This is a genomic window from Phenylobacterium sp., from assembly GCF_030646615.1.
GTDB lineage: Bacteria > Pseudomonadota > Alphaproteobacteria > Caulobacterales > Caulobacteraceae > Phenylobacterium.
Genome location: NZ_JAUSLG010000023.1, coordinates 56505 through 83396 on the forward strand (window position 1 = coordinate 56505; position 26892 = coordinate 83396).

Sequence of the window (26892 nt, forward strand, 5' to 3'; positions counted from 1 at the left end):
GGGCATACGAAATGACCGATCGGCCAAACGGCCTGACCTACGCTCAGGCGGGTGTCGACATCGACGCCGGCGCCGCCCTTGTGGACGCCATCAAGCCGCTGGCCAAGGCCACGCGCCGACCCGGCGCCGAGGCGTCCCTCGGGGGATTTGGCGCCCTGTTCGACCTCAAGGCGGCCGGATACGACGACCCGCTGCTGGTCACGACCACGGACGGCGTCGGCACCAAGCTGAAGATCGCCATCGAGACGGGCCTGCACGATACGGTGGGGATCGACCTGGTGGCCATGTGCGTCAACGATCTGCTGGCCCAGGGCGCCGAGCCGCTGATGTTCCTGGACTATCTGGCCACCAGCAGGCTGGACGTGGCGGTCGCCACCCGGGTCGTCGCCGGCATCGCCGAGGGTTGCAAGCTGGCCGGCGCGGCCCTGGTCGGCGGCGAGACCGCCGAGATGCCGGGCATGTATGCGGGCGACGACTACGACCTGGCCGGCTTCTCGGTCGGCGCGGTGGACCGCAACCGGGTGCTGCCGCGGATGGACGACCAGGCCGCCGGCGACCTGCTGATCGGCCTGGCCTCCTCGGGGCCGCACTCCAACGGCTATTCCCTGATCCGCAAGATCGTCGAGCGTTCGGGCCTGGCCTGGGACGCACCCGCGCCGTTCGCCGAGGGCCAGACCCTGGCCCAGGCGCTGATGACGCCGACCCGCATCTATGCCCGCAGCCTGACGCCGCTGATCAAGGCCGGCCAGATCAAGGGTCTGGCCCACATCACCGGCGGCGGCCTGACCGAGAACCCGCCCCGCGCCATCGCCGGGGGCCTGGCGCCCCGCTTCGACTGGAGCGCCTGGGCCCCGCCGCCGGTCTTCGCCTGGCTGCAGGAGATGGGCGGCGTCGCCGAGTCCGAGATGCGCCGCACCTTCAACTGCGGAATGGGCATGATGCTGATCGTCGGCGCCGAGGACGCCCCAGCGGTGCTCGAAGCCCTGCTGGCGGCGGGCGAGGACGCCTTCATCTGCGGGGAACTGACCGCGGCCTGAGCCACGCGGTCAACGTCCGCCCACGAAAAAGGGCCGCAGCGGTCAAGCTGCGGCCCTTTCTGTTATCCGATGTCAGGCCGATCAGCCGACGATCTGGTCTTCGGTGAAGAACTGGGCGATTTCCAGCTTGGCGTTGTCCTGGCTGTCGGAGCCATGGACCGAGTTTTCGCCGACATTCTTGGCGAACAGCTTGCGGATGGTGCCCTCGGCGGCCTGTTCAGGGTTCGTCGCGCCCATGATCTCGCGATACTTGGCCACGGCGTTTTCGCCTTCCAGCACCTGGACCACCACGGGGGCCGAGGTCATCTGACCGACCAGCTCGCCATAGAACGGGCGTTCCTTGTGGACCTCATAGAAGGTCTTGGCCTGCTCTTCGGTCATGCGAATGCGGCGTTGGGCGACGATGCGCAGGCCGGCGTCTTCGATCACCGCATTGATCTTGCCGGTCAGGTTCCGCTCGGTCGCGTCCGGCTTGAGGATCGAGAAGGTGCGTTCGGTCATGAGATTTTTCTTCAGGAATGGGGTCTTGGGGCGGGACTTCGCCCAGAGGCGCGCGTGTATAGCGCCCCGTCCGGCGCGCGCCAAGCCGCGCCAAGCCGCAGAGGGGCGATACCCCCTGACGGGGAAGACCAGGTCTGCTATGAGCGCGCCACGGTCGGGATGGCGGCGGCGCAAGATCTCGAAACTCCCGGCCCCTCCCCCCTGTGACGGCGAGCCCGCCTGCGTGCGAGCGGCCGCGCGCAATCTCGCCTGCCTCTTATTGTTGTGCCCTGACGCCCATGCTGCAAATTCACGAACTGGTCTTCGACGCCTGGGGCCGCCGCTTCTTCGACGGCGCCACGGTCAGCCTGCCCCGCAACGCCAAGGTCGGCCTGGTGGGCCGCAACGGCGTGGGCAAGTCGACCCTGTTCAAGCTGATCAAGGGGGAGCTCGTCCTGGGCTCCGGCGAGATCAGCCTGCCCAAGGGCGCGCGCCTGGGTTCGGTGGACCAGGAGCATCCGGCGACGCCGGTGTCACTGATCGACACCGTCCTGGCCGCCGATGAGATCCGCCACGGCCTGCTGGCTGACCTCGAAACCGCTGAACCCGAGCAGATGGGCGAAATCTATGCCCGCCTGATCGAGATCGACGCCGACCGCGCGCCCTCGCGGGCGGCCGAAATCCTCGCCGGCCTCGGCTTTTCCACCGAGGATCTGGAGCGGCCGATGTCGGAGTTTTCCGGCGGCTGGCGGATGCGGGTGGCCCTGGCGGCGGCCCTGTTCTCCGAACCCGATATGCTGCTGCTGGATGAGCCGACCAACTATCTCGATCTGGAAGGCGCGCTCTGGCTGGAGGCGCGGCTGCGGGTCTATCCCTACAACGCCCTGATCATCAGCCACGACCGCGAGTTGCTGAACAACTCCATCGACCACACCCTGCATCTCGCCGACGGCAAGCTGACCCTCTATGCCGGCGGCTACGACGCCTTCGAGACCCAGCGGGCCGAGAAGGCGCGGCTGCAGGAGGCCATGCGCTCGAAGATCGAGGCCAAGCGGGCGCACATGCAGTCCTTCGTCGACCGCTTCCGGGCCACGGCCAGTAAGGCGACGCAGGCCCAGTCGCGCCTGAAGGCCCTGGCCAAGCTGCCGGTGATCGATTCCATCGACAGCGAGAGCGTCGCCCCCTTCACCCTGCCCTCGCCGGAACGCCCCCTGGCCCCGCCCCTGGTGCGGATGGAAGGGGTCAGCGTCGGCTATGGCGGTCCGCCCATCCTGCGCGACCTGAACCTGCGGTTGGATGTCGATGACCGCATCGGCCTGCTGGGCGTCAACGGCGCGGGCAAGTCCACCTTCGCCAAGATGGTGGCCGAGGCCCTGGCCATCGAGCATGGCCACCTGCACCGGGACCGTCGCATGCGGGTGGGGTGGTTCCACCAGCACCAGATCGAGGCGATGGACCCGACCGATACGCCGCTGGACATCATCCGCCGCGCCATGCCCGAGGCGTCGGAGGCCTCCCGGCGCTCAAAGCTCGCCCAATACGGCTTCAACCGCGACAAGGTGGAGACCACGGTCGCCGACCTGTCCGGCGGCGAGCGGGCGCGGCTGTTGCTGAACATGGTCGCGGCCGAAGCGCCGCACCTGCTGATCCTCGATGAGCCGACCAACCACCTGGACATCGATTCGCGCCGCGCCCTGCTGGAGGCGTTGAACGACTTCGCCGGCGCCGTGATCCTGATCACCCACGACCGCTCGCTGATGGAGATGGTCGCCGACCGTCTGTGGCTGGCGGCTGACGGCACCATCGCGCCCTTCGAAGGCGATCTGGAGGACTATTCCCGCTATGTGATCGAACGGGCCAAGGCCCGCGTCCGGGCGCCGACCCAGGTGCGCGATGAAGCGCCCGCCCCTGCCCCGCCGCCCCCGCCGCCGGCCCGCAAGGCGCCGACCGGCAATGCGCGCCGCCGCGCCGAGGCGGCCGAAGCCGCCCTGGCGAGGGCCACAGAGGCCGTCGCCCAGATCGACAGGCGGCTGAGCGACCCCGACGTCTTCGCCCAGAATCCGGACAAGGCTGTCGCCCTGGGCCGGGAGCGTGACGCCGCCCAGGCCAAGTTGGAGGCGGCCGAAGCCGAATGGATGGCCGCCGTCGAGGCCTATGAGGCCTTGAAGGCCGGCGTGGGCTAGGGTGACCCCAGGTTGTTGGGTGGGCGATTCACCCGAGGCCTTTTCAGCTTTGTTCACTCCCCAAGGCCTAGGTTCAGGCTCACCATGCGCATGGACGGTTTAAACAGCTCACCCAGCCCCGAACCCGCGGCGGGCGCCGTTGCGGAACGGCTGTCGCGCGCGCTGGCCGCCGCCGCCCATGGGGTGGCGCTCATCGATCCGGACGGCCAGCTGTCCTGGGTCAACGATGGCTTTACGGAGATCACCGGCTACACCGCGGCCGACGCCCTGGGAAAGCGTGTCGGCCAGTTGCTGTTCGATGACCGCCATGCCGACGCGCGGTTCGGACTTGACCAAGCCCAGCCGGGCCGCCGCGCGGAGGTGGCCGGCCGCCGAAAATCCGGCGAGACCTTCTGGGCCGATGCCGATCTTCGCGCCGTGCCCGCCGAGGACGGCTCGGCCGATGGGTTTGTTCTCACCCTGGTGGACGTCACGGCCAATCGGGAAGACCAGCGCCGCTCCGCCGCCGCCTCCAGCGCCCTGCGCGACGCCGCCCGGCTGGCCGGGCTGGGCGGATGGGAGATCGATTTCCTCAAGGGTGAGGTTCGCTACACGGAAGAGCTCTGCGCGATGATGGGGCATGCCGTCGGGGCTGACTCTTTCCAGTCGGCTATGGACGTCTACCTGCCCGAACACCGGGAATCCGTGCTGGCCGCCCTGGTGGAGACGGCTCAGAACGGCACGCGCATGGACGTCGAAGCCGAGGCCACCACGGCGGCGGGCGCGCGCATCTGGCTTCGGGTCATGGGCGTGGCGGAGATCGTCGACGGCGTCTGCGTCGCCATCCGCGGCGCCAGCCAGGATATCACCACCACCCGCAACGCCCTGGCTGATCTGCGCTCGTCCGAGGGATTCGCCCGCGGGGTCATCGACGGTATCGCCGCCATGGTCGCCGTCATCGACGCCGACGGTCACCTGGTGGAAGCCAATCGCACATTCCGCGAGACGGGCGCGGCCATTCGGGATCAGGGCGAGTACCCGATGGACCGGAGCATGTTCGAGATCTTCAGGGGACTGCCCGATGGCCATGGGCGCGCCCTGGAGCGGGGCGTTCGGGCTGTTCTGGCGGGGGAGAGCGAGACATTCATCCGCGCCTATGAGGCGCGGGACGGCGAGTGGTTTCGCCTCAGCGCGTCGCGGTTCAGGGGCGAGGGTCCGGTCCGGGCGGTGCTGTTCACCCAGTCGGTGGCCGACCTCAAGCGCTCGGAACGCCGCCTGCGAACACTGAACGCCAACCTCAAGCGCGCCCGCGACCAGGCCGATGCGGCCAATGTGGCCAAGAGCGCCTTTCTCGCCACCATGAGCCACGAAATCCGCACGCCTCTGAACGGCGTGCTGGGCATGGCCCAGGCCATGGCGCGGGACGAACTGCCGGAAGCCCAGCGGGAGCGCCTGGCGGTGATCCGTCAAGCGGGAGAAACCCTCCTGGTCCTGCTGAACGACCTGCTGGACCTGTCGCGGATCGAGGCTGGGCGGCTGGAGTTGGAAGACGGGCTGGTGGATATCGTGCGGATCGCCGAAGGCACCCAGGCGACCTTCACCACCCTGGCGGCCGAGAAGGATCTCTATTTTTATCTTGAGATCGAAGCCTCAGCCCGCGGCTACTGGCGCGGCGACCCCACCCGGGTGCGACAGGTGCTCTACAATCTCGTGTCCAACGCCGTGAAGTTCACGGCCCGGGGCTCTGTGCAGGTCAATGTCGCCCGCAAGGGCGCCCACCTCGTCCTCAATGTGACAGATACGGGTCCAGGGATCTCCCCGGACCGGCTCGGGTCGCTGTTTGACAAGTTCGTCCAGGCCGACGCCTCGACGACCCGCAAGTTCGGCGGCTCGGGGCTGGGCCTGGCGATCTGCCGGGAGCTCTGCGGCCTCATGGGCGGGACGATCACTGTGCAGAGCGTCCTGGAGCAGGGCTCGAGCTTCACCGTCCGCCTCCCCCTGCCCCCGGCCGAGGCCCCGGAGCCTGCGCCCGCTCAATCTGGTCCCCTCGGCCTGACGGCGCCGGAAGGACGGCTCATCCGCGTCCTGGCGGCCGAGGACAACCCCATGAACCAGCTGGTCCTGAAGACCCTGCTGTCACCCATGATGATCGACCTGCACATCGTCGATGACGGCGAGCGGGCGGTCGAGGCCTGGGCCGACAGCCCGTGGGACGTCATCCTGATGGACGTGCAGATGCCGCGGATGGATGGTCCGACTGCAGCCCGCGCCATCCGCGCCCGGGAAGAGGCCGAGGGTAGGCGGCGGACGCCGATCATCGCCCTTACGGCCAACGCCATGTCGCATCATGAAAAGGAATATCTGGATGCGGGCATGGACGCCCTGACACCTAAGCCTATCGAGTTGGAGCGCCTGCTGGGCGCCTTGGACGCCGTTCTAAGCCCTGACAGCGAGGCCTAGCCATGCCGGACTGGATGCGCCTGATATATCTGCTGCTGGTCCTGGTGCTGCTGGCGCCAGCGGGCATAGCGATCATCCGACGCTGGATGAATCGCCGATAAGGCTCTAGCCGCAGCGCACTTCTTTGATGAGCCCGGTCTCGGCGTCATAGAAGAAGTTCAGGCGCCGGGGATGGAAGTCCATGGTCACCGGGCAGGTCGTGCAGGCCACCCGCTGCAGTCCCGGATTCACCGGCACCGGTATCTCGCTGCGATGACGGCCGACCAGGCGCTGAGCCTGCGCCGCGCCGCACTGGTCGGTGGGCTGGCTCGGTTGGGTCGGGCGCGGAGCAGCCGGTTGCTCAGGCGGCGGCGTGGGCGCTGGCTCGCTGGCGCAGGCCGAGAGGAGAAGTCCAGCGGCCATCGCCAGGACGAGATTGCGTGTCATGCCTGTTTCTCCCAACCGCGGGTCATCTGCCGCCAATAGCTCACCGGCAGACCCTGCTTCTTGATAGCGCCCCATTGCGCCCGTGCTGTGGCGAGCGCGGCCTCATCGCGGCCGTCAAACAGCACGATGCACCGGACAAACCCGTCAAGCACGCCCGCATCAGCGCCGTCGAGCAGGAAAACCACGTCGGCGCTGTTGAGATTGTCCATTTCCGTGGTCAACAGCACCGGCTGGGCCGCGGCGTGCGGCTCGTCGGCGCCCCCGTGCGGGAGGAAGCTGTCGTCGCGATAGCTCCAGAGCCAGCTGTCCAGGTGCTCCAGACGATCGGCCAGGCGCGAGCGGACCAGCGCCTTCCAGTTGCGCGCCAGGGTCTTTTCCAGGAGATCGGGCAGCACCTGATCGAGGCCCGAACGCTCCAGATGATAGAACCAGACTTCGCAGGGGGCCTCAGCCATGGGCGTCCAGCGCGATCTCGCGTCCCAGGGCCTGGACCATGCCGGCGACGTCCCGCGGCGCCGTCAGCGGTGAAAGATGGTTGAGCTGCAGGCGCCGGGCGCGCCAGCCCATGCGTCGCGCCGCCTCGGCCTGATCCTCATAGGCGCCGCTGAGCTGCAGGTATCCGCCGGGTCCCGCCAGGGTCCCAGGGGGCGCTGGCTCTTCGAAATAGGCGAGCGGAAGCGGGCCGAGTTCGGCGAGCAGCGCCGCGCGAAGGCCAGGCTCCGGCACGAGCCGTTCCAGGGCGCCGGGGGGCCACCAGGCGTCCCAGGACGGAAGCTCTCCGCCCTGCGAGCCCAGGGTCAGGTCCTCCCGCAGCGCCGGCGGCGCGGTGTCCAGCCAGCTGAGCCCGGGATGCGGCAGGATGGCGTCCACGAGGATGGTCCCGGCCACGGGGATGCTGAGCGCCTGGGCGGCGGCCGGCACGAGCGCGCCCGCCCCGCTGTGGGCCACGAGGAGCACGGGATCGTCGCCGCGCGCCTCGATGGTCCGGGCCATGGCCTTGGCCAGGGTCGCATAGAAGTCGCCGTCCACCTCGCCCAGAGGCGTCCAGGGGGGCGCCTCAGCGGTCAGGCCGCGACCGGAAAGTTCCTCGGCCACGCCCTGCCAGGTCAGCGGACCCAGCAGGGGGCTATGCAGCAGGACGAGCCTCACCGCGGTCTCCTAAAATCCCGCCGCGCGGACGATCAGCCCTCGTACTTGTCGGCGACCATGCGGTTGAGCAGGCGAACGCCGTAGCCGGTGGCGCCCTCGGGACTGGTCGGCACGCTGGAGGGCTTCTTCCAGGCGGTGGAGGCGATGTCCATGTGCGCCCAGGGCAGGCCGTTGACGAAGCGCTGGAGGAAGAGCGCCGCCGTGATCGAGCCGCCGGGACGGCCGCCCGTGTTCTTTACGTCGGCGATGATGCTGTCGATCTGCTTGTCATAGGCCGGCGGCAGCGGCATCCGCCACAGGGGTTCGGCCTCGGTCTTGGACGCGGCCAGCAGGTTGTCGGCCAGTTCGTCATTGTTGGAGAAGACCCCGGCATAGTCGTTGCCCAGGCTGATGATGATCGCCCCGGTCAGGGTGGCCAGGTCGACCATGAACTTCGGCTTGAAGCGGTCCTGGCAGTACCAGAGGGCGTCGGCGAGGACGAGGCGGCCCTCGGCGTCGGTGTTGATGATCTCGATGGTCTGGCCCGACATGCTGGTGACCACGTCGCCGGGCCGCTGGGCGTCGCCGTCAGGCATGTTCTCAACGAGACCCAGAATACCCACGGCGTTGACCTTGGCCTTGCGCCCGGCCAGCACGTGCATGAGGCCGGCCACGGCGGCGGCGCCGCCCATGTCCCACTTCATGTCTTCCATGCCGTCGGCCGGCTTGATCGAGATGCCGCCAGTGTCGAAGCAGACGCCCTTGCCGACGAAGGCGATGGGCTGGGCCGCGGGATCAGACCCCCCGTTCCAGCGCATGATGGCCAGCTGGCTGTCCTTGCGGCTGCCCTGCCCCACGCCGAGCAGCGAGCCCATGCCGAGCTTCGCCATCTCGGCCTCGCCGAGGATCTCGACCTCGAGGCCCAGGCTCTCGAGCCCCTTCACCCGGCGGGCGAATTCGGCGGGATAGAGAACATTCGGCGGTTCGGACACCAGGTCGCGGGCGAACGAAATGGCGTCGGCCAGGGCCGCCAGCTCCACATAGGCGCCCTGGGCGGCCGAGGTGTCGGCGCTGACGATCTCGGCCTTGAGGATCGAGGGCTTCTTGTCGGCCGGCTCCTTGGTCCGATAGCGGTCGAAGCGATAGGCGGCCAGGCGCAGACCCAGCGCAGCCCGTTCCGGCTTGCCGGCGGCAGGATCGGCGAAGGCCACGCGCAGCACGGTGAGTCCCGAGAGCTTGACCGCGCCATAGGCGTTGGCCGCCGCATGCTCGGCGCCGACGTCGTCGAAGGCCTCGCGCTTGCCGCCGCCCACCAGCACAATCCGCTCGGCCGCATGGCCGGCCGGCGCCGTCAGGTCCAGGACCTGGCCCTTGGCGCCGGTGAAGCGCCCTTGCGCCAGGGCGCGACCCACCACACCTGCGGCCTGCTGGTCAGCCTCGGCGACCGCCCCGGAAAGAACAGAACCTTCAAAGACGATGAGGGCGAGCGCGGTCTTTTCGGCGATCTCAGAACCGGGCGTGACGAATTGGATGTCCATGCGAATTCTCTACAAAAGCAAAGCTGAAGGCGCTCCGCCGCCAGGGCGCCCAGACTGGCGTCTCCTGCGGCGGTTGTGTGGCGCAGCAACGCATGGTTTAGAACAGCTTCGCGCCAAGGGCGCGCCAAATCACGCCGGCGACGCCTTTTTTTCATGCGCCTGATCGATCGATATCTGCTGCGCCAACTGCTGGGTCCCACCCTGCTGGCGGCGCTCGCCCTGAGTTCGGTGGCCCTGCTCAGCCAGAGCCTTTCAGCGCTTGATGTGATCATCAACCAGCGCCAGAGCGCGGGTGTTTTCCTGAAGATCACCCTGCTGGCCATGCCGCAGTTGATCAATATGGTCATGCCCATCGCCTTGTTCGTGGCCGCCCTGGTGGCGCTCAACAGGCTGCAGAGCGAGCAGGAACTGGTCGTCTGCTATGCAGGCGGCATGAGCCGCTGGCGGGTCATCGCCCCGCCCATGCGACTGGCCGCCATGATCGCCTTGGCGGCCCTGGTGCTGAACCTCTTCGTCCAGCCCGCCGCGTTCCGCGAACTGCGCGATACGCTATTCGACGTGCGCACCGATCTGGCCGCCACCCTGGTGCGCGAGGGGGAGTTCACCGAACCGGCGCCGGGCCTGACCGTCTACGCCCAGAACGTCGACAGCCGCGGCGGGATGGGCAACCTCTTCATCCACGTGGCGGAGGGCGATGGGGTGGCCACGACCTACACGGCCGACGAGGGTCGGCTGGCGACCCGCGCCGGCGTGCCCGTGCTGGTCATGTCCCGGGGCTCGACCCAGGAGTTCAGCGAGACCGGCGTGCTGAACTATCTGACCTTCGACGAATATATCTTCGACCTCAGCCCCCTCATCGCGTCCGCGGAGCTGGTTCACTACAAGCCCTCCGACCGCTACCTCCATGAGCTGTTCTTCCCTGACCTCACCCAGGACTGGGAACAGCGCAACCGCCTGGAAATGCTGGCCGAGGGCCACGCCCGGCTGGCCAGCCCGCTCTACAATATCACCTTCATGGCCATGGCCCTGGCCGCCATCCTGGGCGGCGGCTACGACCGGATGGGCTATGGCCGGCGGATCGCCTGGGCCGGAGCCGCAGCGGCGATCACCCGCATCCTGGGCTTCATCGCCCAGGCCGCCAGCGAGTCCCACGCCTGGCTGAACCTGCTTCAGTACGCCATCCCGCTGGCCGCCATGGGCCTGGCCCTGCGCAGTGTGTTCCGCCAGAAGGTGTCGCGCTTTATCGACATGGGCGCACGGCCCAGCCGGATCGCCCGGGGAGGCGCCGCCTGATGCGATTTGGTCGGATCGAAGCCTATGTTCTGGGCCGCAACCTGCTCAGCGTCGGGGTCGCCCTGGCCGTCATCTCGGCGGTCATCCTGCTCGTGCAGTTCGTGGAGCTTTCCCGCTCCGTGGGCGTGCGGGCCGAGGTGAGCGTCAGCCAGCTCTTCGGCCTGACCGCCCTGGGCATGCCCTCCCTGATCCTGGTGCTTCTGCCCTTCGTGTTCCTGTTCGGCTGCATGTCGGCCTATGTCAGCCTCAATCGCCGCAGTGAACTGGTGGCCATGCGCGCCGCCGGCGTCTCGGCCTGGCGCTTCATCCTGCCCACGGCGGCGGCCGCCGCCGTCGTCGGCGTGATCACCGTGACCCTGCTCAATCCCCTGGCGGCGGCGTCCAACGCCAGGTTCGCCAGCGAGCGCGCCCGGGTCATGGACAACTACCTCGTCGATGCGCCGCAGGACGTCTGGCTGCGCCAGGGCGACGAACGCAGCCAGATCGTGATCCACGCCCGCGATCGGGAGATCATTGAGGGATCGGTCGTGCTGCGGGGCGTCTCCCTCTTCGTCTATCAGAAGGACGAGGACGGTACGCCGCAGTTCACTCGCCGGCTGGAGGCCGCCGAGGCCCGGCTTCTGCCCGGCTTCTGGCGCCTGACCGACGTCCGCGAGGCCGCCGCCGGCGAAAGCTCCGTGCGCTCCGAAAGCCTGTCCCTCCGCTCCAGCCTCGACAGCGAATCGGCCATGGAGCGGTTCGCCTCCCCTGAGGCCATCGCCTTCTGGCGGCTGCCGGCGGCCATTCGCACGACCGAGCAGGCCGGTTTCAGCGCCAGCCGCTACCAGCTCCGGTTCCACCAGCTTCTGGCCACGCCGGTGCTGTTCGCCGCCATGACCATACTGGCCGCCGCCTTCTCTCTGCGGCTTGTCCGGCTAGGGGGACTGGCCGGTCTGGCGGGGGCGGGAGTCGCCCTGGGATTCGTGTTCTTCTTCCTGAACGAATTCGCCGGCGCCCTGGCCAATGCCGACGTCATTCCCCTCGCCGCGGCCGCCTGGGCGCCGCCGGTGATCGCCCTCCTGTCGGGGGTCACGCTGCTCTGCTACACCGAAGACGGTTGAAACACGCCGCCACGCCGCTATTCCCTGCGCACTGGGCGCGGCAAGAAGGGATTCACGCTTGAAGACGTCACCTCGGCGCGTATCGCTCGCCTCGGTCAAGCGCAGCCTCCTGGCCGGGGCGGCGGTGGCCAGCCTGTGCGCCGGCGCCGCAGCCGCCCAGACGGCGGACGAGCCCCTTGCCGACGCGACGGCCACTGAGGCGCCTGTGCGCGGCGCCGACGGCCTGCTGCCGGGGTCCATCTATATGGAGGCCGACTCCATGGTCCGCGACGATTCCCGGGAGCGGACGACCGCGACCGGCGAGGTCGAAGCCCGCTACGACGGCCGCAATCTGCGCGCCGACGCCCTGGTCTATGACGAGGCCCAGGGCGTCCTGGAAGCCTCCAATGTCGAGATCTTCAATCCCGACGGCAGTGTGGAGTTCGCCCGCGAGATCGTGCTGGACGACGAGATGAAGGCCGGCGTCGCCCGGGGCTTCTCCGCGCGGCTGCCCATGAACGTCAAGCTGGCGGCGGCCAGCGCGGTCCGGCGCAACGAGAATGTCAACGAGCTGAACCGGGCGATCTACACGCCTTGCGACATCTGCGCCGACAACACAGACAAGACCCCGACCTGGTCGATCCAGGCCGACAAGGTGGTCCAGGATCGCGAGCGCCAGCTGGTCTATTATCGCGGCGCGGTGTTCCGCCTGTTCGGCGCGCCGGTGCTCTATCTGCCGCTCTTCTGGCACCCTGACCCGACCGCCGAGCGCAAATCAGGGCTCCTGACCCCGGACATTTCCGCCTCCGACCGGCGGGGCCTGTCCTATGAGCAGCCCTATCTGTTCGTCCTGTCGCCCTCGTCCGACCTGACCGTCAGCCCGCAGATCAACACCAAGGTCGCGCCCTTCCTCAACGCCCGCTATCGGAAGCGCTTCTATTCCGGCGAGATCGATGTGCGCGGGGGCTACACCTACGCCCAGGATTTCGACAGCAGCGGCCGGTTTGGCGACCGGACGTCGCGCAGCTACATCCTGGCCCGCGGCGCCTTCGCCATCGACCAGAACTGGGAGTGGGGCTTCACCGCCGAACGGGCGTCTGAGGACCTGCTGTTCGACAAGTACGAGATCGGCGACGTCTTCCAGTCCCGCGGCCCCTATATCGCCGATGACCGCCGGCTGATCTCCCAGCTCTATGCGATCCGCCAGGACGATAATTCCTACTTGTCCGCGGCCGCCCTGGATATCCAAGGTCTGCGCCCCGGCGACGATGACGCCACCTTCCCCAGCGTTGCCCCGGTGATTGAAGGCCGTTGGTCCCCAGATCTCCGGCTGGCCGGCGGTCGGGTGAAGCTCCAGCTGGACGCCGTCGCCCTGGAGCGCGACCGCTCGCCGGCCAGCACCACCCTTGTGAACCTGCCGGGCCTGGACAGCCGCCGGGTGATTAGCCAGGCCGATTGGCGCGCCAGCTACACCCTGGCCGGGGGGGCGCGCGTCCAGCCGTTCATCAACCTCCGGGCCGACGCCTACAGCCTGGGCGACGTCCCATCCGAAAACTATGGCGGCAAGACCGAAACCCGCGGCATGGCGACGGCCGGACTCGATCTGAGCTGGCCATTCTATCGCCGATTCAATGACAAAACAGTCGTTCTTGAACCTCTGGTTCAGATCGCCGCATCCCCTCGGCCTAGTCAGATCCAGGTGGATGTCGACGCCAATGGCGACCCGATCTATCTCGATGAAGACAGCCTGGCCTTCGAGTTCGACGAGACCAATCTTTTCCTGGCCGACAAGTTCCCGGGCTTCGACCTGATGGAAGGCGGGCTGCGGGCCAGCGTCGCGGGCCGCGCCAGCGTGCTGTGGGACGACGGCCGGCGCGCCAGCGTGCTGATCGGCCGGAGCTTCCGGGACTCCGAGGAGCAGGCCTTTTCCAGCCGCACAGGTCTTCGCGACACCGAGTCCGACTGGATTGTCGCGGCCGAGGCCCAGCCGATCCGGGGCCTGTCGGTCTTCAGCCGCGCCCGCCTTGACGGCGAGAGCCTGGACGTCCGCCGGGCCGAAACCGGCGCCAATCTCGCCATGGCCCAGGGGTCTGGCTTCTTCCGCTATCTGTGGGACGACCTCGACATCAATGGCGTGAAGCGCGAGAACCTCGACCTGGGCGGCGAAGTGTTCCTGACCAAGAACTGGGGCCTTACCGCCTATGGCAACCGCGACATGGTGCAGGACGCCTGGGTGGTGCGCGACATCGGCGTGGTCTATCGGGACGAATGTACGCGGATCGAAGTCATCTATCGTCGCGAGGACACCGTCATCGGTCGCCTGGGCCCCAGCGAGTCGGTCGCCGTGCGCCTAACCCTCGCCACATTGGGCGAACCTATCTATGCCAACTAGGACCAGCGGCGCTGCAAGCCGCCACGAAGGAATGACCCAAGCGATGTTTTCTGCGCGTTCAGTCCGCGGCCGAGCGGCCTGCGGCGTCGCCCTTGCGGCCCTTCTCGTGGCCGCCGCTCCCTCCAGCGTGGCGATGGCTCAAACCTCCGAGGCCGAGGCCCCCACGGCTGCGCCTGCCGCCCCGGTTCAACCTCAGGGCATGACCGAGTACGCCGCTGCGGTGGTCAATGACGAGATCATCTCGACCTATGACCTGGCGCAGCGGATGCGCCTGCTGATCGCCACCACAGGGGTTCAACCCACCGAACAGACCCTGCCGCAGATCCAGCAGGAGGCCCTGATCTCCCTGGTGGACGAGGCCCTACAGTTCCAGGAACTGCGGCGCGTCGAGCGGGAGCAGAAGTTCTCGATCATCGCCTCGAACGAGGATGTGGACGAAGAACTGGCCGAGATGGCCGCCGGCAACGAAATGACGCCCGCGCAGTTCACCTCCATGCTCCAGAGCCAGGGCGTGCTGGCCTCCCTGCGCGAACAGCTTCGCGCCCAGGCCAGCTGGCAGCGCTGGATCCAGGGCCGCTATGGCTCGCGCCTGCGGATTGGCGACGACCAGGTGCAGGCCGTGCTGGCCCAACAGGCGGCCCAGGCGTCGCGTCCGCAGTTCCAAGTCAGCGAAGTCTTCATCGACGCCGCCCGGGTCGGCGGCATGGACACCGCCCTTCGGGGCGGCGAACAACTGGTCAGCCAGATGCAGCAGGGCGCGCCCTTCCAGGCCGTGGCCCGGCAGTTCTCCGCAGCCCCGACCGCCGCAGCCGGCGGCGACGCCGGCTGGATCGGCCCTGGCGAAATGCCGGCCGAGGTCGAACGGGCTCTGGAGCAGATGCGGCCGGGACAACTTTCCCAGCCGATTCCTGTCACCGATGGGGTCTACATCGTCTATCTGCGGGACAAGCGGTCCGGCGCCGGCGCCACGCTGGTGAGCCTCAAGCAGGCCGCCATCGGCTTGCCGGCCGGTTCCGCTCCCTCGGTGGTCGAGGCGACGCGGGCGCGTCTCATGGCGCTTCGCGCGCAGATATCCGGCTGCGGTGACCTGGAAACCGTGGCCAATGGCCAAGAGGGCGTCGTCGCAGGCGACCTTGGTGAGGCCGAGATCGGTGACCTGGCGCCGGCCTTCCGCGCTGCGGCTGAGTCCCTTGAGGTGGGCCAGCTCTCTGAGCCGATCCGCACCGAGGCCGGCATGCACATCGTGGCGGTCTGTGGCAAGCGCGCCACGGGCGCCGACCAGCCCACGGCCCAGCTTGTGGAGCGCCGGCTGTTCTTCCAGCAACTGGGCCTGATCGCCCGGCGTTACATGCGCGACCTTCGGAATTCCGCGACCATCGAGACCCGTTGAAAAACCGCCCTCTCGCCGTAAGCCTCGGCGACCCCGCCGGCATCGGCCCCGAGATTGTCTTCAAGGCCTGGAGCGCCCTTCGGCATTCCGGGCCGAGCTTCGTCGTGGTCGGAGACCTTCGTCAGGTGGCTGCGGGCTCGGGGGGCACAGCAGGCCTTGTGCGCCAGGTCAGCGCGGCGGAAGACGCCAACCGCGTCTTCGGGCAGGCCCTTCCGGTCATCGACATTCCCCTGCTGGAGCCGGTGGTCGCCGGCAACCCGTCGCCACGGGCGGCGAAGGCGGTGATCTCCTGGATCGAGACCGCCGTGGGCCTGGCCCTGTCGGGCGCGGTCGGCGGGGTGGTGACCGCGCCGATCGCCAAGGAAAGTCTCTACGGCGCCGGCTTTCCCTTCCCTGGCCACACCGAGTTCCTTGGGGAACTCACCCTGGCCCACCGCTATGACGGGGCCCGGGGGCCGATCATGATGCTGGCGGCGCCAGGCCTGCGGGTGTCTCTCGTCACCGTGCACAAGCCCCTGGCCGAGGTGCCGGCGGCGCTGAGCGTGGAAAAGATCGTCAATGCCGGCCTGGTGACGGCCCAGGCCCTGCGCCGCGACTTCGGGATCGATCGCCCTCGCCTGGCGGTGGCCGGACTCAATCCCCACGCCGGGGAGAATGGCACGATTGGCCGCGAAGAGGTCCAGATCGTCGGACCGGCGGTGCGCGCCCTGCGCGACCTGGGCGTCGAGGCCACGGGGCCCAGCCCCGCCGACAGCCTCTTCCACGAGGCGGCGCGGGCCAAGTATGATGCGGTGCTCTGCCTCTATCACGACCAGGCCCTGATCCCGGTGAAGATGCTCGACTTCTGGGGCGGGGTGAACATCACCCTGGGCCTGCCCATCGTTCGGACCTCGCCCGACCACGGCACCGCCTTCGACATCGCCGGCCGCGGCCTGGCCCGCGCTGACAGCATGATCGCCGCCATTCGGATGGCCAAAGAGATCGCTGACCGTCGGCTATGAGCGCGCTCACAGACCTGCCGCCCCTGCGTCAGAGCCTCGAGGCCCACGGCCTGATGGCCGACAAGGGCCTGGGCCAGCACTTCCTGCTCGACCTCAACATCACCCGCAAGATCGCCCGCCTGGCCGGCCCGCTAGAAGGCCTTCAGGTGATCGAGGTTGGGCCAGGTCCAGGGGGCCTGACGCGGGCGCTGCTGGAGGCTGGCGCGGCGGTGACGGTGATTGAGAAGGACGCCAGATTCCTCCCACTTCTCAATGAGCTCGCCGATGTGTCTGAAGGAAAACTTCGGATCGTCATGGCCGACGCCCTCAAGGCTGATGAGGCGGAGCTCACCGCCAACCAATCCGTGCCGATCGTCGCCAACCTGCCCTACAATGTGGGCACCGCCCTGCTGATCAAATGGCTGACAGGCGCCTACCGGCCCGCCTCCATGACCCTGATGTTCCAGAAGGAGGTCGCCGAACGGATCGTCGCCAGCCCCGGGGACGACGCCTATGGCCGCCTGGCCGTCATCGCCCAGGCCACGGCGAAGACCAAGATCGTGATGGAAGCGCCGGCCCGCGCCTTCACCCCGCCGCCCAAGGTGGACTCCGCCGTGGTGCGCCTCGATCCCCATGAGACCCGCCCGCCCGAGTCCCTGCTGGCGGCCCTCGAACAGATCACCCAGGCGGCCTTCGGTCAGCGTCGCAAGATGCTGCGCTCCAGCCTCAAGGTTCTGGGCGGCGCCGAGCTTTGCGAAGCCGCGGGCGTCGATCCCTCACGGCGCGCCGAAACCCTGGCCCTGGAGGAGTTTCTGGGCCTGGCGGGCAAGCTGCTTGAGCGTCCCTAGCTCACAAGCCTTGCCCCTGCCCGGCTGGGTCCTCCAGAGCGCGTTACGACCGGTTGTCGGAACGCGCTCAAGTCTTTGAGTTTAGAGCATGATTCAACGATCAGACGGTTCCGTCTGATCGCATCATGCTCTAGGACCGGGCCATGTTCGAACTCGACCTGACCCTGAACAGCCTCAACGACTATCCGCACCTCCAGACCCTGGCGGGCCTCGGCGTCCTGGTCTTGCTGGCGGTGATCGTCAACTGGCTGACCCAACATGTTCTGCTGCGCATCGTCCGTCGCGCGCTCAGCCTGTCGCTGAAAGACAGGTCCGAGACCGTCTTCCGCGAAGTCATCGCCCGTCTGGCCAATGTGGCGCCGGCCATCGTGATCTATCAGGGCGTCCTGGTGGTTCCGAACCTGCCGCCGGAAGCCGAGACCGTGGTCCGGAACGTCGCGGCGGCCTTCATGATCCTGACGGTGATCCTGGCGCTCACCGGGGCGCTCAACCTGGCCAACGAACTCTATTCCCGGCGGCCCGAAGCCCGGCAACGGCCCATCAAGGGCTATATCCAGGTCGGCAAGATCATCCTCTACGCCGCCGCCGCCATCCTGGTGGTGGCCACCCTGCTCGATCGCTCGCCCCTGCTGCTGATCTCGGGCCTTGGCGCCATGGCCGCGGTCCTGCTGCTGGTGTTCAAGGACACCATCCTGTCGCTGGTGGCCTCGGTGCAGCTGACCAGCAACGACATGATCCGGGTCGGCGACTGGATCGAGATGCCTCAGCTGAACGCCAATGGCGACGTGATCGATCTGGCCCTGCACACGGTGAAGGTCCAGAACTTCGACAAGACGATCACCGCCATTCCCACCTGGCGATTGATCAACGAGTCCTTCGTCAACTGGCGTGGCATGCAGGAGTCCGGCGGCCGTCGGATCAAGCGCGCCCTCTTGCTGGACCAGACAGCCATCCGCTTCCTGACGCCCGACGAGCGCAAGGCCCTGCGCCGCTTCGCCCTTCTCGACGTCTATCTGGATGGCAAGGCCAAGGAGCTGGAGGCCTGGAACGAGTCTCTGGTGCGGTCGGGACGCGATCCGGTCAACACCCGTCGCCTGACCAATGTCGGCACCTTCCGGGCCTATATGGACGCCTATCTGAAGGTTCATCCTGGGGTGGCCAAGGAGAAGACCCTGATGGTCCGTCAACTCGATCCCACGCCTGAGGGCCTGCCGGTCGAGGTCTATTGCTTCGCCAACACGGTGGACTGGAACGCCTATGAGGCGATCCAGAGTGATCTGTTCGACCATTTCCTGGCCATCCTGCCGGAGTTCGACCTGCGGCTGTTCCAGGCGCCGACCGGCCGCGACATGCGGGCCGTGGCCGAGGGCATGAGGGCTCAGCTCGAATCCTAGAGCGGGGTTCCCACCTGTGGGACCGCGCCCTAGATGGGCTCGTCCAGCAGGGTCTGGACGAAGGTCTTCAGGCCTGGGTTGCGCACCCGCTTCTGGCGCTCGGCATGATAGATGTGGGCCAGATCGGCGAAGGCCCGGTCATAGTCGTCATTGACGATGACATAGTCGTAGTCCACCGCCCGCTCGATCTCCCCATAGGCCCGCCCCAGGCGGCGCTGGATGACATCCTCCCGGTCCTGGGCGCGGGCGTGGAGCCGGCGCGACAGCTCGGCCATGCTCGGAGGCAGGATGAAGACCCTTACCACGTCGTCGGGGGCCTTCTCGGCGATCTGGGCCGCCCCTTGCCAGTCAATGTCGAACAGCACGTCCTGGCCTATCCCCAGGGCCTCCATCACCGGTGCGCGAGGGCTCCCATAGCGATGTTCATGGACATTGGCCCATTCGAGGAAGGCGTCCTGCGCGATCATCTCGTCAAAGACCGACCGGTCCACGAAGTGGTACTCGCGCCCATCCTCCTCGCCCGGCCGCGGATCGCGGGTGGTGGCTGAGATCGACAGGTTCAGGTCCGGATGGTCGGCGACCAGACGGCGCGACAGGGACGTCTTGCCAGCCCCCGATGGGCTGGAAATCAGCAGCATGAGGCCGCGACGGGGGATGGAGCTGTAGGGCATCAGGACTCGATCTGTGCGCGGCCGGAGGGATCGCGCTCTCTATTCCACATTCTGCACCTGCTCGCGAAGCTGCTCGATCACAGCCTTCAGCTCCAGGCCGACCGCCGTGAGGTTGGCGAGGGCCGACTTGGAGCAGAGCGTATTGGCCTCTCGCATGAATTCCTGGGTCAGGAAGTCGAGCCGACGCCCCACCGGACCATCGCCGGCCAGCAGCTCGCGGGCCGAGTCCACATGGCCGGCCAGGCGGTCCAGCTCCTCGCGGACATCGACCTTCACCGCCATGGCGGCGGCCTCCTGGACGATGCGTTCCTCAAGGCCGGCCGGATCGCCGATCAGCTCGCGCATCCGCCGCTCGAACCGGGCCTTGAGCACCGCCGGCTGCTCCCCGGCCAGGGCGCCGGCCTGGGCGGTGAGCTGGGCGATCCTGTCGGTCAGGCCGATCAGCACCCCGGTGAGGGCCAGGCCCTCGGCGTCCCGGGCGGCCTTCATGGCGTCCAGGGCTTGCCCCACCGACGCGGCCATCGCCTGCTCCAGGCGCCCCTGGGCTTCGGGATCAGCGTCGGGCTCGGCGGCCTCGATCACGCCGCGCAGGGCCAACAGGCCATCCAGGCTGGGCGGCGCCGCGCGACCGGCGGCCACCAGGGCGGCCGTGGCCTCCAGATAGCGCTCCACCTGGTCGAGATTGATCCGCACCTGGACCTGGCCCTCGGCCCGCTTGCCCTGCAAGCCGACGGTCACCTGGCCCCGCTGAAACCGCGCCTGAGCCCCGTCCCGCGCCGCCCGCTCCAGGCCATCGAAGCCGGGGGGCCCGCGGAACCGGACGTCGAGATTGCGCCCGTTGACCGAGCGCGCCTCGACCGCCCAGCTCCAGTCGCCCTGGGCGCCCTCGGCCCGGCCAAAGCCCGTCATCCCCGAAATCGGCATGATCCGTTGTCTTTCCTTGAAGCGGTCGCGTCGTCGGATCGAGCCCTCAAGGCTCGGCCGCGACCTGGGGCGCCGGCGCGCGATTGCGCTCCAGCTCCCGCCAGCGGCTGACATTGCGGCGGTGGTCTTCATAGGTCGTGGCGAAGGCGTGCCCGCCGCTGCCGTCGGCGACGAAGAACAGATAATCGGTCTGCGGCGGATCGAGCACCGCGGCCAGGGCCGCCCGGCCGGGATTGCAGATCGGCGTCGGGGGCAGGCCGTCGATCATATAGGTGTTGTAGGGCGTGGCGCCGGTCAGCTCCGACATGCGGATGCCGCGCCCAAGCGGCCGGCCCTTGGTCAGCCCATAGATGATGGTCGGATCGCTCTCCAGGCGCATGCCGCGGCGCAGGCGGTTGACGAACACCGAGGCCACCTGCGGCCGCTCGCTGGCCACCCCCGTCTCCTTTTCCACCACCGACGCCAGGATCACGGCCTCTTCAGGGCTCCGCACCGGGAGGCCCGGCTGACGCCTGGACCACAGGAGCGCCAGGACCTCGTCATGGGCGTCCATCATCCGTTGCAGGACCGCGGCCCGGTCCTCGCCCCGCTCGATCTGATAGGTCTCGGGCAGGATCGCGCCCTCCGGCGGCGCCGGCGCCACCCCGGTCAGCAGGGGGTTCTCGGCCAGAATCTCGACGACCATCTCAGACGTCATGCCCTCAGGCACGGTGACGAAATGGCGAACCACCTTGCCGGCCCGGATATCGCCCAGGACCCGGGCCATGGAGGCGCGGTTGGGAAACTCATACTCACCGGCCTTGAGCTCCCGCGCCGCGCCCGTGGCCTGGGCGGCGGCGAGAAAGATCGGCGCCGAGGAGATGACCCCGGAGGTCTCGAGCGTGCTGGCGATCTCCGGCAGGCCGGCCCCCCGGCGCAGCATCACCGTCGTGGTCTCCGCGGCCGCCTCGGGCCCGGGACCGCGGTACATCCACAGCGCCCAGAGGCCGGCCAGCGCCAGGACCAGGACCAGGGTCAAGGCGGCGCTGGTCAGCGTCACGATCAGGCGGCGCAGGGGCGAAGACCCGGCGCCTGTCTTGGCCGGTCGGGCGCGGGTCTTTCGGGCCATCAGCTCAGACTTGCTTGAACACCACGGAGGCGTTGGTGCCGCCGAAGCCGAAGCTGTTGGACAGGGCCACCTTGATCTCCCGCGGCTGCGCCTTGTTGGCGGCCAGGTCGATGGGCGTCTGCACCGAGGGATTGTCAAGGTTGATGGTCGGCGGCGCGATCTGGTCGCGAATGGCCAGGCAGGTGAAGGCCGCCTCGATAGCCCCGGCCGCCCCCAGAAGATGACCTGTCGCCGACTTGGTCGACGACATGGTCACCCGTGAGGCCGCATTGCCCAGCATGCGTTCCACCGCCCCCAGCTCGATCTCGTCCCCCAGCGGGGTCGAGGTGCCGTGGGCGTTGATATAGTCGATGTCGGCCGGGGAAATGCCGGCGTCCTTGATGGCCGCCCGCATGGCGCGGAAACCGCCGTCGCCGTCATCGGCCGGGGCGGTGATGTGATAGGCGTCGCCGGCCAGGCCATAGCCGGCGACCTCGGCATAGATCTTCGCGCCGCGGGCCTTGGCGTGCTCATACTCTTCCAGCACCAGGACGCCGGCGCCCTCGCCCATCACGAAGCCGTCGCGGTCCTTGTCGTAGGGCCGGCTGGCCTTGGTCGGGTTGTCGTTGAAGTCCGTCGACATGGCCCGGCAGGCGATGAAGCCGGCGATGCCCACGGGGCAGATCGCCGCCTCGGCGCCGCCGGCGATCATCACGTCGGCGTCGCCATACTTGATCAGGCGCGCGGCGTCGCCGACCGCATGGGCGCCCGTGGCGCAGGCCGTCACCACCGAGTGGTTGGGCCCCTTGAAGCCATGGCGGATCGAGACCTGGCCCGAGGCCAGGTTGATCAGGGCGGAGGGAATGAAGAACGGGCTGACCCGGCGGGGACCCTTCTCGTGCAGTTCGATGCTGGTCTTTTCGATGGTCGCCAGACCGCCGATGCCCGACCCGATGATGACGCCGGTCCGCTCGCGGCCCTCGTCGTCTTCCGGCGCCCATCCGGAGTCGCGCACGGCTTCGTCAGCCGCAGCGATGGCGTAGAGGATGAAGTCGTCGATCCGCCGCTGATCCTTGGACGACATGATGGCGTCGGGATCGAAGGCGCCCTCCACATCGGGGCCGCCGCCGCCGCGGCCATCGACGCGGGGGACTTCGCAGGCGACGTTGCAGGCATAGTCGCTAGCGTCGAAGGTGGTGATGTTCCCGGCGCCGGACTTGCCGGCCAGGAGCGCCTTCCAGGTGACCTCGACGCCCGAACCGAGCGGGGTCACAAGACCAAGGCCGGTCACGACGACGCGGCGGGTGTTGGCGTTCGACATGGCGTTTACTACTCCCCAGCCGCCTAAACGAAAACCGCCGCGCCTCTCTGGCGCAGGGGCCTAAGGGACGCGGCGGTCATTGTCGGTACTTCAGGGCGAGACGCCCAGGCGTCAGGCGCCCAGACGTTCCTGAATGAACTTCACGGCGTCGCCGACCGTCTGAATATGCTCGGCGGCGTCGTCCGGGATTTCGATATCGAATTCTTCTTCAAAGGCCATGACCAGCTCGACGTTGTCGAGGCTGTCCGCGCCGAGGTCGTCGATGAAGCTGGCCTTCTCAGTGACCTTTTCGGGATCGGCGTCGAGGTGCTCGATGACGATCTTGCGCACGCGTTCCAGAATGTCGGACATTCGCTTTTAGTCCCTCTAATTTCAACTGATGCATCCGCGACGGGAGACTGCTTGTCAACCGTTGCCGGTGTTGGGTTTGAGACCTCTGATATGGTCCCGGGCAGTCCAGGCCGGCTCAATCGGCGTGCGCCGTAGCATGTTCCCACCAGCGAGGCCAGCGGGCAGCGGACGCCGAAAACCGACCCTCAGATCATCGCCATGCCACCATTCACATGCAGGGTCTGGCCGGTGACATAGGCGGCCTCGGCGCTGGCCAGATAGACGCAGGAGGCGGCGATCTCGTCGCCCGTGCCCAGGCGGCCAGCCGGAATTGTCGAGAGAATCTGGCCCTTCTGGGCCTCGTTCAGGGCGTCGGTCATAGGGCTTTCGATGAAGCCCGGGGCGATGCAGTTGACGGTGATTCCCCGGCTGGCGACCTCCTGGGCGAGGGCCTTGGAAAAGCCGATCATCCCCGCTTTTGAGGCCGCATAGTTGGTCTGGCCGGGATTGCCCATCACGCCGACCACCGAGGTGATGCCGATGATTCGCCCATGGCGGCGCTTCATCATGCCCTTCACAGCTGCGCGACTGAGCCGGAAATAAGACTCCAGGTTCACCCGGATCACCGAGTCCCAGTCCTCATCCTTCATCCGCATCAGCAGCCCATCGCGGGTGATGCCGGCATTGGCCACCAGAATGTCCAGGGGCGCGCCGGCGGCGGCCTCCGCCTTGGCCACCAGCCCATCGACGGACGCTGCGTCCGACAGATTGGCCGAGGCGATGCTGACCCGCTCCTTGAGGTCGCCGGCCAACTCTTCGAGCACGGCCTCGCGGGTCCCCGACAGGGTCACATGAGCGCCCTGGGCGTGCAGCGCGCGGGCGAGCGCGGCGCCGATACCCCCCGTGGCGCCGGTCACCAGGGCGGTCTTTCCGGAAAGATCGAACATCTAAGGCGCCTCCACGGCGGTTTGGCTCAGAGGGACTTGGCGAAGGCTTCGAGGTCGGCCGGCGCATTCAGCGGCGTCGCCTCGGCGTCCGGCGCGATGCGCTTGACCATGCCTGACAGCACCTTGCCGGCGCCGGCCTCGGCGAACCGGGTCACCCCGCCGGTCTCCACCAGCCAGGCGATGCTCTCGCGCCAGCGCACCCGGCCGGTCACCTGCTCCACCAGCAGGCGGCGGATCTCTTCCGGATCATGGACCGGGCGGGCGGTGACATTGGCCACCAGCGGGGCGCGGGGCGAGACGATGGTCGCGGCCGCCAGGGCCTCGGCCATCTCATCGGCGGCCGGCTGCATCAGGGGGCAATGGAAGGGCGCGGACACGTTCAGCGGAATGGCGCGGGCGCCCAGTTCCTTGGCCTTCTCGACCGCGCGATCGACGGCCGCCTTGGCGCCGGAGATCACCACATTGCCCTGGTTATTGTCGTTGGCCACGACGCAGACGCCCACCTCGGCGCCGGCCGCGGCGGCGGCCTCGGCCAGGGCGACATCGGTCTTGGGCCCGATCAGGGAGGCCATGGCGCCCTCGCCCACCGGCACGGCCCGCTGCATGGCCTGGCCGCGCAGCTTCAGCAGGCGGGCGGTGTCGGCCAGGCTGATGGCGCCGGCGGCGGCCAGGGCGGAATATTCACCGAGGCTATGGCCGGCCACGAAGGCGGCCTTGTCGACGCCCAGGCCAAACTCGTGCTCGAGCACCCGGGTGACCGCCAGGCTGACCGCCATCAGGGCCGGCTGGGCGTTCTCGGTGAGGGTCAGGTCGCCTTCGGGGCCATCGCGCATCAGGGCGAACAGCTTCTGTCCCAGGGCGTCGTCGACCTCCTGGAAAACCTCGCGGGCCGGCGCGAAGGCGGTGGCCAGGTCGACGCCCATGCCGATGGCCTGGCTGCCCTGGCCCGGGAAGATGAAGGCGAGGCTCATGAGACTTGCGCTCCCTATCAAGGCGGCGTCCGGCTGGCGGCGCGCGCTCTGGTCGATTCCGAGCCGCGAGGGTTAGGGGATTAGTCCCAGGGCGGCAAGCGCGAGGCCTCGCCCCCGGGGTGACGCGGCCGCTCCGATGAGTCAGACTCCGCAACCTTCTCCGCCCCAAAGGCCAGCCGGGAGCCGCCCGTGGACGACCGTCATCTGATCTACTTCGCCGATCCCATGTGTTCGTGGTGCTACGGGTTCTGGCCGGTGATCGCGGCGGTCCGGGCGGCCTTCGGCGAGACCCTGCCGATCCGCCTGGTCATGGGCGGCCTGCGTCCCGGGGTCGCCGAGCCCATGACCGAGGCGGCCAAGGTCGAACTCCGCAGCCACTGGGTCCATGTGACCGAAGCCTCCGGCCAGAGTTTCAGCGATCAGGCCATGGCTCAGCCGGGCTTCACCTACGACACCGACCCGGCCGCCCGGGCCGTGGTGGTGATCCGCCGTGAGCGGCCGGATCTGGCCCTGGACTATCTGGGCGCCATCCAGCACGCCTTCTATGGCGAGGGGCGCGATGTGACCCAGGAACAGGTGCTGAGCGACATTCTGGCCGAGATCGTTCCGGGCGCCGATATCGCCGCCTTCCAGGCCAACTGGCGCAGCGAGAACGCCCGCAACGAGACCTGGGCCGACTATGCGATCTCACAGAAGGCTGGCGTCACCGGCTTCCCGACCCTGGTGGGCGGCCCTGACGAGTCTGGACAGTACGGCGCAGTCACCCGTGGTTTTGCGCCAGCCCAGCAGGTGCTGCCCGTCCTGGCCGACTGGATCGGCCGCCCCCTGCACTGACCGACGTCAGGTCGTCGGCCCAGGCCCGCAGTTGAGATAGCCACGCTCGACCATGCGCCGCATGGCCTCATAGGCTTCGGTCAGTTCCTCGAAGGCCGATCTCAGATGGGCGAGCCTCGCCACTTCTGCAGGGCCCAGAAGGTGGGAACGCTGGCTCAAGGCCATCGCCTCGGCCACCCAGGCGGCCCGGGCGTGGGCTGCGGCGATCGCCAGGCGCTGGAACTTGGCCACATCGACGCCCCCCAGCATCTGGGCCACGACCTCACGATTGGAGGCGAAGGCGGTGTAGTCGATCTGTTCCAGCAGGCCACGCAGCCGGCGCTGGGCGGCAGGATCGCTATCATCCTGCGGTTCGAAATGGTCGGAGACGGTCCGACGGTACGAAGACGTCATTACGGAAGACATGCGCTTCCTCCCTGCCGGAATTTTAGCTGTCCGGACCCTCTCAACTTAGATGGGCTTGATTAATTTTCATTTGCCGGGGGGTTAAGGGCGCACGGAGGCGCGCCCAGCGAAGACAAGCGCTTGGCGCCGCCGTACAACGGGGGGCAAGTTCACGGGAGCCCGCCATGTCACGCCTGCAAGGCCTTCTGGCCTCCACCCTGCCCGCGGTCGCCCTGGCCGCCGCCTTTGCGGCCCCAGCCCAGGCCGCCCTGGCCCCGGGCGCCCGCGCGCCCGACTTCAAGGCCTCCGCCTTCCTGGCCGGCAAGCCCACGGCCTTCTCGCTCGCCGAGGCCCGGGCCAAGGGTCCTGTCGTCGTCTACTTCTTTCCCGCCGCCGAAACCGCGGGCTGCAACCTGGAAGCCCGGCTGTTCGCCGAGGCCGTGGACGAGTTCAGGAAGAACGGCGCCACCGTCATCGGCGTGACCGCCGGCAATCTCGACCGGCTTCAGGCCTTTTCCGCCGACACCGAGAAATGCGCCGGCAAATTCACCGTGGCCAGCGATCCCGGCGCCAAGATCGCCAAGCAGTATGACGCCACCCTGGCGGTGCGTCCGGGCTGGTCCAGCCGGACCTCCTATGTGATCGCTCCGGACGGCAAGGTGCTGCACGCCTTCAGCGCGTCGTCGCCCAACGACCACGTCACCGAGACCCTGAGCGCGGTGAAGGCCTGGAGGAGCGCCGCCCGCTGAGGCCGCGCTTCGCCCAAGCCCTTGCTCTTGGGGGGGATTTCGCGTACTAGCCCGCCTCTTCATGGAT

General features: G+C 68.2%; 25 protein-coding genes. 12 read left to right on the plus strand and 13 right to left on the minus strand.

The features are described from left to right. The first annotated feature begins 11 nt into the window (after nucleotides 1-11). Entirely contained in the window at nucleotides 12-1037 is a 1026-nt protein-coding gene (gene purM / locus Q7S93_RS03840) for a phosphoribosylformylglycinamidine cyclo-ligase (RefSeq protein WP_304712280.1), read from the plus strand. An 81-nt stretch (nucleotides 1038-1118) separates the two neighbouring features. Here the strand turns inward: purM and ndk are convergent, their stop codons facing one another. Then, a complete protein-coding gene (gene ndk / locus Q7S93_RS03845) occupies nucleotides 1119-1538 on the minus strand; it encodes a nucleoside-diphosphate kinase (RefSeq protein WP_304712282.1) in 420 nt (139 codons plus the stop codon). A 278-nt stretch (nucleotides 1539-1816) separates the two neighbouring features. On the opposite strand from ndk, the gene Q7S93_RS03850 reads away from it, so the two are divergent. Beyond that, on the plus strand, nucleotides 1817-3700 hold the full coding sequence (locus Q7S93_RS03850) for an ABC-F family ATP-binding cassette domain-containing protein (protein ID WP_304712284.1): 1884 nt from the start codon (nucleotides 1817-1819) through the stop codon (nucleotides 3698-3700). A 90-nt stretch (nucleotides 3701-3790) separates the two neighbouring features. Further along, on the plus strand, nucleotides 3791-6139 hold the full coding sequence (locus Q7S93_RS03855) for an ATP-binding protein (RefSeq protein ID WP_304712285.1): 2349 nt from the start codon (nucleotides 3791-3793) through the stop codon (nucleotides 6137-6139). 105 nt (nucleotides 6140-6244) lie between these two features. Here the strand turns inward: Q7S93_RS03855 and Q7S93_RS03860 are convergent, their stop codons facing one another. The 4 genes from Q7S93_RS03860 to Q7S93_RS03875 are packed head-to-tail and all read right to left on the minus strand — an operon-like array spanning nucleotide 6245 to nucleotide 9231. Then, nucleotides 6245-6565, minus strand: a complete 321-nt coding sequence (locus Q7S93_RS03860) for a peptidase inhibitor I78 (RefSeq protein WP_304712286.1) — start codon at nucleotides 6563-6565, stop codon at nucleotides 6245-6247. Beyond that, entirely contained in the window at nucleotides 6562-7020 is a 459-nt protein-coding gene (locus Q7S93_RS03865) for a DNA polymerase III subunit chi (RefSeq protein ID WP_304712287.1), read from the minus strand. Before Q7S93_RS03865 ends, Q7S93_RS03860 begins: the two co-directional genes overlap by 4 nt. Next, the gene (locus tag Q7S93_RS03870) at nucleotides 7013-7714 is read right to left on the minus strand and encodes a hypothetical protein (RefSeq protein ID WP_304712289.1); all 702 of its coding nucleotides are present in this window, start codon (nucleotides 7712-7714) and stop codon (nucleotides 7013-7015) included. The genes Q7S93_RS03865 and Q7S93_RS03870 overlap by 8 nt, the downstream gene beginning before the upstream one ends. A gap of 32 nt (nucleotides 7715-7746) precedes the next feature. After that, the gene (locus tag Q7S93_RS03875; RefSeq protein WP_304712291.1) at nucleotides 7747-9231 is read right to left on the minus strand and encodes a leucyl aminopeptidase; all 1485 of its coding nucleotides are present in this window, start codon (nucleotides 9229-9231) and stop codon (nucleotides 7747-7749) included. 153 nt (nucleotides 9232-9384) lie between these two features. Here Q7S93_RS03875 and lptF point away from each other — a divergent pair, with 153 nt between their 5' ends. The 7 genes from lptF to Q7S93_RS03910 all read left to right on the plus strand — a co-directional run bounded on the left by lptF (nucleotide 9385) and on the right by Q7S93_RS03910 (nucleotide 18607). After that, nucleotides 9385-10524 (plus strand): LPS export ABC transporter permease LptF, encoded by a 1140-nt coding sequence (gene lptF, locus Q7S93_RS03880; protein ID WP_304712293.1) that lies wholly within the window; start codon nucleotides 9385-9387, stop codon nucleotides 10522-10524. Next, entirely contained in the window at nucleotides 10524-11624 is a 1101-nt protein-coding gene (gene lptG / locus Q7S93_RS03885; protein WP_370652064.1) for an LPS export ABC transporter permease LptG, read from the plus strand. Before lptF ends, lptG begins: the two co-directional genes overlap by 1 nt. Nucleotides 11625-11682: 58 nt before the next feature. Beyond that, on the plus strand, nucleotides 11683-13995 hold the full coding sequence (locus Q7S93_RS03890) for an LPS-assembly protein LptD (RefSeq protein ID WP_304712295.1): 2313 nt from the start codon (nucleotides 11683-11685) through the stop codon (nucleotides 13993-13995). Nucleotides 13996-14128: 133 nt separating this feature from the next. After that, entirely contained in the window at nucleotides 14129-15385 is a 1257-nt protein-coding gene (locus Q7S93_RS03895) for a peptidylprolyl isomerase (protein ID WP_304712297.1), read from the plus strand. Next, nucleotides 15382-16386, plus strand: a complete 1005-nt coding sequence (gene pdxA / locus Q7S93_RS03900; RefSeq protein ID WP_304712298.1) for a 4-hydroxythreonine-4-phosphate dehydrogenase PdxA — start codon at nucleotides 15382-15384, stop codon at nucleotides 16384-16386. Before Q7S93_RS03895 ends, pdxA begins: the two co-directional genes overlap by 4 nt. Further along, nucleotides 16383-17213, plus strand: a complete 831-nt coding sequence (gene rsmA / locus Q7S93_RS03905; protein ID WP_304712300.1) for a 16S rRNA (adenine(1518)-N(6)/adenine(1519)-N(6))-dimethyltransferase RsmA — start codon at nucleotides 16383-16385, stop codon at nucleotides 17211-17213. The genes pdxA and rsmA overlap by 4 nt, the downstream gene beginning before the upstream one ends. Before the next feature lie 143 nt (nucleotides 17214-17356). Then, nucleotides 17357-18607 carry a mechanosensitive ion channel family protein gene (locus Q7S93_RS03910; protein WP_304712302.1) on the plus strand — a complete coding sequence of 417 codons (1251 nt, stop codon included), beginning with the start codon at nucleotides 17357-17359 and terminating at the stop codon, nucleotides 18605-18607. Between the two features lie 29 nt (nucleotides 18608-18636). Here the strand turns inward: Q7S93_RS03910 and gmk are convergent, their stop codons facing one another. From gmk to fabD, 7 genes are all read right to left on the minus strand, one after another. After that, nucleotides 18637-19278, minus strand: coding sequence for a guanylate kinase (gene gmk / locus Q7S93_RS03915; protein WP_304712304.1), 642 nt, complete (start codon nucleotides 19276-19278; stop codon nucleotides 18637-18639). 39 nt (nucleotides 19279-19317) lie between these two features. Next, nucleotides 19318-20202 carry a YicC/YloC family endoribonuclease gene (locus tag Q7S93_RS03920; RefSeq protein ID WP_304712306.1) on the minus strand — a complete coding sequence of 295 codons (885 nt, stop codon included), beginning with the start codon at nucleotides 20200-20202 and terminating at the stop codon, nucleotides 19318-19320. 46 nt (nucleotides 20203-20248) lie between these two features. Then, complete coding sequence (mltG, locus tag Q7S93_RS03925) at nucleotides 20249-21310, minus strand: endolytic transglycosylase MltG (RefSeq protein ID WP_304712308.1); 1062 nt, start codon at nucleotides 21308-21310, stop codon at nucleotides 20249-20251. A gap of 4 nt (nucleotides 21311-21314) precedes the next feature. After that, nucleotides 21315-22610 (minus strand): beta-ketoacyl-ACP synthase II, encoded by a 1296-nt coding sequence (fabF, locus tag Q7S93_RS03930; protein ID WP_304712310.1) that lies wholly within the window; start codon nucleotides 22608-22610, stop codon nucleotides 21315-21317. A gap of 111 nt (nucleotides 22611-22721) precedes the next feature. Next, nucleotides 22722-22961 (minus strand): acyl carrier protein, encoded by a 240-nt coding sequence (locus Q7S93_RS03935; RefSeq protein WP_293318447.1) that lies wholly within the window; start codon nucleotides 22959-22961, stop codon nucleotides 22722-22724. A 185-nt stretch (nucleotides 22962-23146) separates the two neighbouring features. Next, nucleotides 23147-23887 (minus strand): 3-oxoacyl-[acyl-carrier-protein] reductase, encoded by a 741-nt coding sequence (gene fabG / locus Q7S93_RS03940; RefSeq protein ID WP_304712316.1) that lies wholly within the window; start codon nucleotides 23885-23887, stop codon nucleotides 23147-23149. A 26-nt stretch (nucleotides 23888-23913) separates the two neighbouring features. Beyond that, a complete protein-coding gene (fabD, locus tag Q7S93_RS03945; RefSeq protein WP_304712317.1) occupies nucleotides 23914-24858 on the minus strand; it encodes an ACP S-malonyltransferase in 945 nt (314 codons plus the stop codon). Between the two features lie 189 nt (nucleotides 24859-25047). Between fabD and Q7S93_RS03950 the strand changes: the two genes are divergently transcribed. After that, nucleotides 25048-25692: a DsbA family protein gene (locus tag Q7S93_RS03950; RefSeq protein WP_304712318.1), complete on the plus strand. Its 645-nt coding sequence runs from the start codon at nucleotides 25048-25050 to the stop codon at nucleotides 25690-25692. A gap of 6 nt (nucleotides 25693-25698) precedes the next feature. Here the strand turns inward: Q7S93_RS03950 and Q7S93_RS03955 are convergent, their stop codons facing one another. Further along, nucleotides 25699-26097 (minus strand): hypothetical protein, encoded by a 399-nt coding sequence (locus Q7S93_RS03955; RefSeq protein WP_304712320.1) that lies wholly within the window; start codon nucleotides 26095-26097, stop codon nucleotides 25699-25701. Between the two features lie 164 nt (nucleotides 26098-26261). On the opposite strand from Q7S93_RS03955, the gene Q7S93_RS03960 reads away from it, so the two are divergent. Beyond that, entirely contained in the window at nucleotides 26262-26825 is a 564-nt protein-coding gene (locus tag Q7S93_RS03960) for a peroxiredoxin (RefSeq protein WP_304712322.1), read from the plus strand. The last annotated feature ends 67 nt before the right edge of the window (nucleotides 26826-26892 follow it).

Excerpts from the sequence above, each read along its gene's own strand:
- Q7S93_RS03855 (WP_304712285.1), top strand. The coding sequence starts at position 3,791 with ATGGACGGTTTAAACAGCTCACCCAGCCCCGAACCCGCGGCGGGCGCC.
- Q7S93_RS03850 (WP_304712284.1), top strand. The coding sequence starts at position 1,817 with ATGCTGCAAATTCACGAACTGGTCTTCGACGCCTGGGGCCGCCGCTTC.
- lptF (WP_304712293.1), top strand. The coding sequence starts at position 9,385 with ATGCGCCTGATCGATCGATATCTGCTGCGCCAACTGCTGGGTCCCACC.
- Q7S93_RS03860 (WP_304712286.1), bottom strand. The coding sequence starts at position 6,565 with ATGACACGCAATCTCGTCCTGGCGATGGCCGCTGGACTTCTCCTCTCG.
- lptG (WP_370652064.1), top strand. The coding sequence starts at position 10,524 with ATGCGATTTGGTCGGATCGAAGCCTATGTTCTGGGCCGCAACCTGCTC.
- Q7S93_RS03875 (WP_304712291.1), bottom strand. The coding sequence starts at position 9,231 with ATGGACATCCAATTCGTCACGCCCGGTTCTGAGATCGCCGAAAAGACC.
- Q7S93_RS03935 (WP_293318447.1), bottom strand. The coding sequence starts at position 22,961 with ATGTCCGACATTCTGGAACGCGTGCGCAAGATCGTCATCGAGCACCTC.
- mltG (WP_304712308.1), bottom strand. The coding sequence starts at position 21,310 with ATGGCCCGAAAGACCCGCGCCCGACCGGCCAAGACAGGCGCCGGGTCT.
- Q7S93_RS03865 (WP_304712287.1), bottom strand. The coding sequence starts at position 7,020 with ATGGCTGAGGCCCCCTGCGAAGTCTGGTTCTATCATCTGGAGCGTTCG.
- Q7S93_RS03920 (WP_304712306.1), bottom strand. The coding sequence starts at position 20,202 with ATGCCGATTTCGGGGATGACGGGCTTTGGCCGGGCCGAGGGCGCCCAG.
- fabG (WP_304712316.1), bottom strand. The coding sequence starts at position 23,887 with ATGTTCGATCTTTCCGGAAAGACCGCCCTGGTGACCGGCGCCACGGGG.
- Q7S93_RS03895 (WP_304712297.1), top strand. The coding sequence starts at position 14,129 with ATGGCTCAAACCTCCGAGGCCGAGGCCCCCACGGCTGCGCCTGCCGCC.
- ndk (WP_304712282.1), bottom strand. The coding sequence starts at position 1,538 with ATGACCGAACGCACCTTCTCGATCCTCAAGCCGGACGCGACCGAGCGG.
- Q7S93_RS03960 (WP_304712322.1), top strand. The coding sequence starts at position 26,262 with ATGTCACGCCTGCAAGGCCTTCTGGCCTCCACCCTGCCCGCGGTCGCC.
- fabD (WP_304712317.1), bottom strand. The coding sequence starts at position 24,858 with ATGAGCCTCGCCTTCATCTTCCCGGGCCAGGGCAGCCAGGCCATCGGC.
- Q7S93_RS03910 (WP_304712302.1), top strand. The coding sequence starts at position 17,357 with ATGTTCGAACTCGACCTGACCCTGAACAGCCTCAACGACTATCCGCAC.
- gmk (WP_304712304.1), bottom strand. The coding sequence starts at position 19,278 with ATGCCCTACAGCTCCATCCCCCGTCGCGGCCTCATGCTGCTGATTTCC.
- purM (WP_304712280.1), top strand. The coding sequence starts at position 12 with ATGACCGATCGGCCAAACGGCCTGACCTACGCTCAGGCGGGTGTCGAC.
- rsmA (WP_304712300.1), top strand. The coding sequence starts at position 16,383 with ATGAGCGCGCTCACAGACCTGCCGCCCCTGCGTCAGAGCCTCGAGGCC.
- fabF (WP_304712310.1), bottom strand. The coding sequence starts at position 22,610 with ATGTCGAACGCCAACACCCGCCGCGTCGTCGTGACCGGCCTTGGTCTT.
- Q7S93_RS03955 (WP_304712320.1), bottom strand. The coding sequence starts at position 26,097 with ATGTCTTCCGTAATGACGTCTTCGTACCGTCGGACCGTCTCCGACCAT.